Origin of the sequence: Kitasatospora sp. NPDC094016, assembly GCF_040304045.1 — a bacterium.
Taxonomy (GTDB): Bacteria; Actinomycetota; Actinomycetes; order Streptomycetales; family Streptomycetaceae; genus Kitasatospora.
Genome location: NZ_JBEOUK010000069.1, coordinates 20,906 through 28,219, shown reverse-complemented (window position 1 = coordinate 28,219; position 7,314 = coordinate 20,906). Strand labels below are relative to the sequence as shown.

Here is a 7,314-nt window from a genome sequence, read left to right as displayed (position 1 = left end):
ACGGTCCGGCCGCCGCCGGAACAGCGATCGGCAGCAGGCCCACCGGCGCCGGCGCGAGCACGGACGCCTCGGGCGCCGCCACCGCAGCCGGGCTCACTCGACTCCGCCGGGGCTTGCCGCCGGTCGATGTAACTATTACGGTTACGTCATGGAGAGAAGCGAGGGGCGGCATGAGCGCGAACAGTAGGTTGACCGTCGCCGCCCACGCCCTGACCTGGATCGGGCTGTACCAGCGCCGGGGCCACGAGGTCGCCACCTCCGAGCAGATCGCGACGAGCGTCAACACCAACCCCGTGGTGATCCGCCGCCTGCTGGCCCAGCTGCGCAAGGCGGGCCTGGTCGACTCGCGGCGGGGCGCCGGGGCCGGCTGGACGCTGTCCCGGGACCTGTCGGCGATCACCCTGCTCGACGTCTACGAGGCGGTGGAGCCCGGGCCGATCTTCGCCCTGCACCCCGCCACGCCCGACCCCGAGTGCGTCGTGGGCCACGGCATCGCCCCGGTGATGGCCGCCGTCTACGACGGGATCGAGGCCACCCTCCGCCGCGAACTGGCGGGCACCACGCTGGAGGACGTGCTGCGCGACGTACTGAAGGCCGCCTAGCCTCGGCCGTGGCAGTGCTTCCTGGGCCGGTTTTTGCGCCCAAAAATGTAACAAGAATAGTTACGTCAAGATTCGGAGCATCTCATGGGACAGCTGGACAACAAGACCGCCCTCGTCACCGGCGCCTCCACCGGCATCGGCCTGGCCATCGCCCGCCGCTTCGCCGCCGAGGGGGCGACCGTCTACCTCACCGGCCGCCGCGAGGCCGAGCTGGCGGCCGCCGTCGCGCAGGTCGGCAGCCGGGGCATCGGCGTCCGGGGGGACGTGTCGAAGCTCGACGACCTCGACCGGCTCTTCGCCGGGATCACCGAGCGCAGCGGCCGGCTCGACATCGTCGTGGCCAACGCCGGCCTCGGGGACTTCGGCCCGCTCGGCGAGATCACCGAGGAGGAGTACGACCGCACGACCTCCGTGAACCTCAAGGGCACGGTCTTCACCGTGCAGAAGGCGCTCCCGCTGCTGTCGGCCGGCGCCTCGGTGATCCTGCTCTCCTCCAGCGCGGCCCTGCGCGGCGTCCCGGGCCTGGGCGTCTACGCCGCCACCAAGGCCGCGATCCGCAGCCTCGCCCGCACCTGGGCCACCGAACTCGCCGGCCGGGGCATCCGGGTCAACGCCCTCACCCCGGGCCCGGTCGCGACCCCCGGCGCCGACGAGCTGCGGGCCGCGTCCCCCCAGGTCGATCAGGCCGTCGCCACGACCCCGCTCGGCCGCGTCGGCCGACCCGAGGAGGTCGCCGCCACCGCTCTCTACCTGGCCGGGGACCAGAGCTCCTTCACCACCGGCGCGGAACTGTTCGTCGACGGCGGCGCCACGCAGCTCTAGAACCGGCGCCGTTCGGTCAGGGCGGGGCCGGGTGCTGTCGGGGGGTCGGCCGTGAGCATGTCGCCGATGGGCAAAGCTGTCGAAGGCCGACTGAACGGCGTTGGCGCCAGGCGTCGGCGGTACCCATCGGGCTCCCCGGCTTCCCCTGCCGTCCGGCGCGGCGGCTCGGCGGCGCGCCTTCGTGCCGCGCGGGGCGCGGTCGAGCCGATTCCGCGGCACCGCCGAAACGTCGGCGCTCCGGCGGTTCGACCACGGTATTCCGGCGCTCCGTCGCAGGCCGGAACAGCCGGGGCGAATATGACGCCCAGTCATCGGAAAGTCACGCATTTCCGTGGTCGGCGTGCACCCGCGATATTCGCGGCCCGTTTCCCACGGACGGATCTCCGTAGTCGGTTCGTCACGCCCCGCATTTGTTCCACCCGGAATTCCATGCGCGAAGCGCGGCCCGCGCGGGCCCTCCGGGCAGTCCTTCGGGCAGGCCTTCCGGACGGGCCTTCCGGACGGGGCGCGGACGCCCGGGCAGTCGGCCCGGCCCCGGCTAGACGTCGAGAGCGGCCTCGATGCGCTTGAGGCCGTGCCGGGCGAGCGCGAGGTTGGCGCGCGAGCGGTCCAGCGCCAGGTAGAGGAAGAGCGAGCCGTGACTGCGGGTCAGCGGGCGGATCAGGTGGTACTGGGTGCCGAGGGTGATCAGGATGTCCTCGATGACATCGTCGATCGACAGCGCGGCCAAGGCGCGTATCTTCGCACGAACGACCTCGGTGTTGGCGGCGGCCGCAATCTCCAGGTCGAGCTGCTGCCCCCCGCCGAGGTGCCCGAGTGACATGCCGCTCTCGTAGTCGGCCACGGCCACTCCGATGGCCCCCTCGATGGCCATCGCGTCCTTGAGTGCGTCGTCAATATTCATGCGCTGTTCGTCCTTTGCGTGACTTCCGGGCAGAACTCCCGTGTGCGGGAACAAAATAGCAAGAAGCCACCGGTTGTGGTCGCCTCGTGAAAATGATGGAATAAAGTACGCTACCGGGGTTCAGAACGTGAAGGGGTACTGGTGCGCGCACTCGAGGCTTCCCTCTCCGATGTGCTTGGCTCCCCCGGAGTGGTCGGTGCCGCGCTCGTCGACGCCGTCACAGGTCTCAGCTACCAGTCCGCCGGGGACCACCGGCTGCTCGGGACCGGGGCCGAACTCGCCGAGCTGACCAACCTGATCGGCGAGCGGCTGTACGAGGCAGGGGCGGAGAGCGAGTTGGAGAGCCTGGTGGTCACCAGCACCCGCCATCACCAGGTCGTCCAGGTGCTGTCCCGGAAGGGCGACCCCCTGCTGCTGGCCACCGTGCTGGACCGGGAGCGGACCAACCTGGCGCTGGCCGTCCGCCAGACCGCCGACCGCGCGCAGGACTTGCTGGCATGACCGACCCGTCCCACGACACGGCGCCGCCCGCCATGCCCGCGGCTCCCACGACGCCGGCTCCACCCACCGCGCGCAACGTGCCCGCGCTGCTGCTCGCGCTGCGCCGGACGGAGTTCACCGGCTCGGTCACCGTCTCCAGCGCACCGGGCGGCACGATCCACCTGGAGCAGGGTCTGGTCACCGCGATCGAGACCCCCGGGGCCCCGACCGCCGAGACCCTGCTGCTGAAGTCCCGGCGCGTCGGCGAGGAGGAGTGGGCGTCCGCCGAGACGGCCGCGTCCGTCGGCCGGCCGGCCGACGCTCCCCCGACCTGGGGCGGCGACCTCGGCGCGGCCCTGGTGGCTCAGGGGTCGATCGGCGCCGCCGAGCTCGAAGCCGTCTGCGCCGCCGCCGCCTTCGACGGGGCCTTCGCCCTGGTGCTGAGCCCGCCCGGCAGTTGGGAGACGGCCGAGGCGGCGCCGCCTGCCGGGATCGCGCTGCGCCCGGGCATCGAGCCGGAGCGGCTCTTCGAGGAGACCGCCCGGCGGACGGCCCTGCTGACCCGCCTCTGGGGACCGCCCGGCGAACTGGCCCGGATCCGGATCCGTCCTGCCGCCCGGGCCGAATCCGGCGCGCTGCGGATCCCGGTCCGCTACCGGGAGATCCTGGCCGCCGCCACCGGCCGCCGCACCGCGCGCGACCTGGGCTTCGCCCTGGGACGCGGTGTGTTCGCGGTGCTTCTCGACGTCGTACGGATGGACGCCCGGCACCTGCTCCACCGGGAACCGGCGCACCCGGTTCCCCTGGCGCCGAGCGTGGCCCCGCGCATGCCGACGAGCGAACCGCCGCCGTCCGCTACCGGGCCGCTGCCGCGCCGCGTCCGCAGCGGACGCGGCGCGAGTGGTCCGGGCCGCCCCGGCGGCCCGCCCGCCCGATCCGAGGGAGCGGCGGCCGCTTCCGACGGTCCACCGAACGCACACCGCGCCGAGCACACCGCGCGTACCGAGACGACCGAGCAGAGCGAGAAGAGCGCACCATGAGCAGCCAGACACCGACCGCCGTGCTGGTCGACGAGTTGAAGTCCCTCCGTGACCGGGTCATGGGCATCTCGGAGAGTGTCATCTCCACCACCGACGGCCTGTTGGTGGCCGCCGACACGGCCGCCGTCCACCCCGAGTCGGCCGCCGCCCTGTCGGCCGCCATGCTCGGCCTCGGCCGGCGCACCGCGGCCGAGGTCGGCGTGGGCGGCCTGCGCGACGTGGTCACCCGCTGCAACAGCGGCTACGTCGTGGTGCTGGCGATCGGGGAGCAGGCGCTGCTGATGATCCTGGGAGACGAGGGCCTCGACGTCGCAGGCCTGCACCGCGAGTCGCCCGCCACGGTCCGCCGCCTGAGCGAGCTGCTCGGGATGGTCCCCGCGGTCTAGTGCCGCGTCAGGCAGGAGAAGGCGCCCGTCCCGATCAGAGGGAGTGGGAAGTCGGACCCGCCGACTTCGCACTCCCTCAGCGGACTTCGGTCAGCGGCACAGCGCCGTGTCCACGACGTTCTCGACGTGCTCCGAGCCGGTGGCGTCCGGCGGGACGGTGGTCACCGCGATGTTGACGGCGCGGCCGTCGTCCGTCGCCCCGCCCCGGGTCTCGTAGCCGGGGATGTCGCCGCCGTGGCCCCAGTAGACGCCGCCGCAGGACAGCGGTCGGCTGATGAGCCCCAGGCCGTAGGCGGCGCCGGTGTCGCCGATGGGGACGGTGGTGCGCATCTGGGCGAGCTGGGCCGGTTGCAGGAGGCGGCCGCCGAGGAGGGCGGTGAAGAACTGGTTGACGTCGGAGTTGGTGGAGATCATCTGGCCCGCCGCCCCGCCCGCGGAGGGGTCCAGCTCGGTGAAGTCGATCAGGTGCCCGTCGGTCGCGTCCTTGAGGTAACCGTGGGGGTGGGCCTCGCGGATGGTCCGGTCGCCCTGGGCGGGGTAGTAGGTGTGCCGCAGGCCGAGGGGCTTGATGATGCGCTGGTCGATCTGCTCGGCGATGGGGCGGCCGGTGACCTTCTGGACGACCAGGCCGGCCAGCACGTAGTTGGTGCTGCTGTACTTGAAGCCCGCCCCCGGGGCGAAGTCGGCCTTGTGCTGGAAGGCGATGTCCAGCAGGTCGCGCGGCTCGAAGTACCGGTGCTGGAGGGAGGGTTCGTCGATGTAGCCCTCGTAGTCCGGGAGCCCGCTGGTGTGCTGGAGGAGCTGGCGGACCGTGATGTGGCGCCCGTCGATGCCGTCGCCGCGGACCAGGCCGGGGAGGTAGGACTCGACGGGCTCGTCGAGCCCGATCTTCCCCTCGCCGACCAGTTGCAGCACGACCACCGCGGTGAACGTCTTGGTGTTGCTGCCGATCCGCACCTGGCCGTCGACCGGCACCTTCGCGCGGGTGGTGACGTCGCCGACCCCCGCGGTGTAGGTGCGGGTGCGGCCGTCACGGCCCTGGACACTGGCCAGCGCGGCGGGCAGGCCGTCGTCACGGACCAGCGCGTTCAGCCCCTGCTGGACGGTGTCCGGGCGGGGGGCGGCGGCCGCCGTGGACGGTGCCAGGGCGGTGCCCGCGGTCAGGGCGCCGACGGCCACCGCGGCGGCCGCCGCCACGACGACCCCGCGCCGACCGTCCTGGGGGCGCCGGGAGGAAAGCCGGGACGAACGCCAGGAAGAAGGCCGGGAGGAAAGCGGCTGCCGCATCTGCTCACGCACGAGTCAACTCCGGTGCAATCAAGGGGAGGTCGGGAAGTCCTCCCCGGGTGTGATCGCCAGTCTGCTCGGGCGGCTCGTCGATGGCCTCCCCCGACCGGGGGAGCACTGTCTCCCACGTTTCCGCGATGCGCGCCGACGGCCCCGCGCACCGACGGCCCCACGCGCCGACCGTCCCGCGCGCCGACGCGGGGCCGGCCCGACGGGGGTGCGGGCCGGCCCCGCGGGCCTGGTCGGGCGGTCGTGTCCGGCTGGTCGTGTTCAGCCGGTCGCGGTGACCGCTACTCGGTCAGCATCTTCTCGCCGGCGTCCGGCAGCTTGGCGCCCTTCTTGTCGAAGAACTGCCACGACGTCACCTTCTTGCCCGGCTGCTCGGCGACCACCAGCCGCTGGTACGGGGAGTCCCCGACGGTCTTCAGCCACGGCTCCATGACCGTGCCGTCCGACCAGGTCACCAGGACCTTGCCGACGTCCGGGCCGAGGGCCATCACGGCGAGCTTGATCGGGAGCGTGCCCGGGGTGCCGGCCTTGTCCCGGGCACTGAGCAGACCGCCGCTGAACGTGTCGGCCATCCCCGTGGGGACGTGGCCCGGCGCCGGGTAGCTGCCCGCGTTGTCGTACGGCTGGCGCACCCCGTCCAGGGTGACGTAGTCGTTCACGACGTCCTCGTTGGGCTGCCAGTAGCGCTGGACGTACTCCTCCGTCGGCTTGTCGAGCGAGGGGTCGATGGCGTGGCGCTCCTCCCAGACGGCCACGGCCTGCTCGTACGCCCGCTCCTTCGGGGCGGCCGGCCAGAGCGCCGTGAAGAGCGTCCACGTCCTGCCGTCGGGGGCGATGTCCTGGGCGAGCACCACTCGCCGCGGGGTGAACGGATCCCGCTCGGCCGTCGCCGAGCCGGACGGCTGGGCGGCCGGACCGCCCCCGGTGCCGCCGCCGGGACCGCCGTTGGCCGGGACGAGCGACTGGGTGCCGCTGCTCGCGGGGGAGCTGTGCAGACCCGCCATCGTCCCGCCGCCCAGCACCACCACCGAGGCCAGCGCGAGCGCGCCGACCACCGACCGGCGACGGCGCCGGATCCGGCGGCCGCCCGCCATGATGTCCGCCATCGGCGCCGGGCCGACCTTGGCCCCGGCCGCCACCTCCGCCAGGCCCAGCCCGACCCACACGTCGCCGTCGTCGCCCGCCGCGCCCATACCGACCGTCCCGCCGTTGCCGCCCGCGCTCATACCGCACCTCCGATGCTCGTCATGCCCTTGATTTCCTTCAGCGCTGCGGCCCCCCGCAGTCTCGCGATCCCCTTGGCCGCGTGGCTGCGCACGGCTCCGGCCGAGCAGCCCATCGCCTCGGCGGCCTGGGTGTCGCTCAGGTCCTCCCAGTACCGCAGCACCACGGCCTCGCGCTGGCGGGCCGGCAGGGCGGCCAGCGCCGTCATCAGCGCGCCGCGCTGGTCGGAGCGGGCGTAGCAGTCCTCCGCTCCGGCCTCGTCCGGCACCGCGTACACCAGCAGCTCCGGCGCGCGACGGCGCCAGCGGCGGGCGTGTTCGTTCACCAGGATCCGCCGCACGTAGCTGTGCGGATCGCCGGCCCGTCGCACCTTCGCCCAGGCCGCGCAGGCCTTCTCCGCCGCGGACTGCACCAGGTCCTCGGCCGCGTACTGCTCCCCGGCCAGCAGGTACGCCGTCCGCAGCAGCCGTGGCCAGGCCCCGACGATGAACGCCTGGAACTCCTCGTCCCGGTCGGTCTTCGTGCCTCCCATGAGCACCTCCTCACCCACCTAGAGCCCG

The 7,314-nt window shown here is 73.2% G+C and carries 9 protein-coding genes; 5 read left to right on the top strand and 4 right to left on the bottom strand.

Annotation, left to right across the window (positions count from 1 at the left end; translation table 11 throughout):
* Window positions 1-170 precede the first annotated feature (170 nt).
* Together ABT015_RS36135 and ABT015_RS36130 are read left to right on the top strand one after the other, a co-directional pair.
* On the top strand, window positions 171-602 hold the full coding sequence (locus ABT015_RS36135; protein ID WP_350887032.1) for an Rrf2 family transcriptional regulator: 432 nt from the start codon (window positions 171-173) through the stop codon (window positions 600-602).
* An 84-nt stretch (window positions 603-686) separates the two neighbouring features.
* On the top strand, window positions 687-1,424 hold the full coding sequence (locus tag ABT015_RS36130) for an SDR family NAD(P)-dependent oxidoreductase (protein ID WP_350887030.1): 738 nt from the start codon (window positions 687-689) through the stop codon (window positions 1,422-1,424).
* A gap of 538 nt (window positions 1,425-1,962) precedes the next feature.
* Here ABT015_RS36130 and ABT015_RS36125 read toward each other — a convergent pair.
* Window positions 1,963-2,328, bottom strand: coding sequence for a hypothetical protein (locus ABT015_RS36125; protein WP_350887027.1), 366 nt, complete (start codon window positions 2,326-2,328; stop codon window positions 1,963-1,965).
* A 141-nt stretch (window positions 2,329-2,469) separates the two neighbouring features.
* Here ABT015_RS36125 and ABT015_RS36120 point away from each other — a divergent pair, with 141 nt between their 5' ends.
* The 3 genes from ABT015_RS36120 to ABT015_RS36110 are packed head-to-tail and all read left to right on the top strand — an operon-like array spanning window position 2,470 to window position 4,234.
* Window positions 2,470-2,829: a hypothetical protein gene (locus tag ABT015_RS36120; RefSeq protein ID WP_350887025.1), complete on the top strand. Its 360-nt coding sequence runs from the start codon at window positions 2,470-2,472 to the stop codon at window positions 2,827-2,829.
* Window positions 2,826-3,848, top strand: coding sequence for a hypothetical protein (locus ABT015_RS36115; protein WP_350887022.1), 1,023 nt, complete (start codon window positions 2,826-2,828; stop codon window positions 3,846-3,848). The genes ABT015_RS36120 and ABT015_RS36115 overlap by 4 nt, the downstream gene beginning before the upstream one ends.
* On the top strand, window positions 3,845-4,234 hold the full coding sequence (locus tag ABT015_RS36110; protein ID WP_063350516.1) for a roadblock/LC7 domain-containing protein: 390 nt from the start codon (window positions 3,845-3,847) through the stop codon (window positions 4,232-4,234). Before ABT015_RS36115 ends, ABT015_RS36110 begins: the two co-directional genes overlap by 4 nt.
* A gap of 90 nt (window positions 4,235-4,324) precedes the next feature.
* On the opposite strand, the gene ABT015_RS36105 is transcribed toward ABT015_RS36110, so the two are convergent.
* The 3 genes from ABT015_RS36105 to ABT015_RS36095 form a co-directional block, all read right to left on the bottom strand.
* Entirely contained in the window at window positions 4,325-5,431 is a 1,107-nt protein-coding gene (locus ABT015_RS36105) for a serine hydrolase domain-containing protein (protein WP_350887019.1), read from the bottom strand.
* Between the two features lie 380 nt (window positions 5,432-5,811).
* Window positions 5,812-6,756 (bottom strand): hypothetical protein, encoded by a 945-nt coding sequence (locus ABT015_RS36100; RefSeq protein ID WP_350887017.1) that lies wholly within the window; start codon window positions 6,754-6,756, stop codon window positions 5,812-5,814.
* Window positions 6,753-7,286 (bottom strand): SigE family RNA polymerase sigma factor, encoded by a 534-nt coding sequence (locus tag ABT015_RS36095; RefSeq protein WP_350887015.1) that lies wholly within the window; start codon window positions 7,284-7,286, stop codon window positions 6,753-6,755. The genes ABT015_RS36100 and ABT015_RS36095 overlap by 4 nt, the downstream gene beginning before the upstream one ends.
* Window positions 7,287-7,314: the final 28 nt, after the last annotated feature.

What these genes read in the sequence shown, in the direction of transcription:
- ABT015_RS36135 (WP_350887032.1), top strand. Translation starts at nt 171, where the DNA reads ATGAGCGCGAACAGTAGGTTGACCGTCGCCGCCCACGCCCTGACCTGG.
- ABT015_RS36130 (WP_350887030.1), top strand. Translation starts at nt 687, where the DNA reads ATGGGACAGCTGGACAACAAGACCGCCCTCGTCACCGGCGCCTCCACC.
- ABT015_RS36125 (WP_350887027.1), bottom strand. Translation starts at nt 2,328, where the DNA reads ATGAATATTGACGACGCACTCAAGGACGCGATGGCCATCGAGGGGGCC.
- ABT015_RS36115 (WP_350887022.1), top strand. Translation starts at nt 2,826, where the DNA reads ATGACCGACCCGTCCCACGACACGGCGCCGCCCGCCATGCCCGCGGCT.
- ABT015_RS36110 (WP_063350516.1), top strand. Translation starts at nt 3,845, where the DNA reads ATGAGCAGCCAGACACCGACCGCCGTGCTGGTCGACGAGTTGAAGTCC.
- ABT015_RS36100 (WP_350887017.1), bottom strand. Translation starts at nt 6,756, where the DNA reads ATGAGCGCGGGCGGCAACGGCGGGACGGTCGGTATGGGCGCGGCGGGC.
- ABT015_RS36095 (WP_350887015.1), bottom strand. Translation starts at nt 7,286, where the DNA reads ATGGGAGGCACGAAGACCGACCGGGACGAGGAGTTCCAGGCGTTCATC.